Source organism: Massilia genomosp. 1 (assembly GCF_011682185.1).
GTDB classification, from domain to species: Bacteria; Pseudomonadota; Gammaproteobacteria; order Burkholderiales; family Burkholderiaceae_D; genus Telluria_A; species Telluria_A rubra.
In genome coordinates this window covers 1-291 of record NZ_WHJF01000527.1, presented here as the reverse complement: position 1 = coordinate 291, position 291 = coordinate 1, and the positions used below count along the sequence as shown (strand labels likewise).

The following is a 291-nucleotide window of genomic DNA, read 5'->3' as shown; positions in this document are numbered from 1 at the left end:
CCGCCAGCGGCATGGGCTGGCAACCGGTCGAATGGCAGGCGCTGGAGAAGTGATGTCGCCGACTCGCCGCCACCTGCTTGCCCTTGCCGCCGGCAGCGCCGTACTGCCCTGGGGGCGCGCGCTCACCGGCGCGCCGGCGCCCGATATGCCGGCGCGACTGTCGAAGGCGCAGAGCCGCGCCTTCCAGGCGTGGATGCTGCGCATCGTGAACGCGCAGATGGAGCAGGGCCCGTCGCCGCGCTGGCAGCACCGCGACTGTGCGGGCCTGGTGCGCTTCGCCGTGAACGAAGC

Annotated in this window: 1 protein-coding gene; it reads left to right on the top strand. The window is 73.2% G+C overall.

All coding sequences use genetic code 11. The features are described from left to right. Positions 1-52: 52 nt before the first annotated feature. Positions 53-291, top strand: a 239-nt coding sequence (locus tag F1735_RS34780) for a DUF1175 family protein (RefSeq protein WP_229506107.1), incomplete at its 3' end; no start/stop codon positions are given.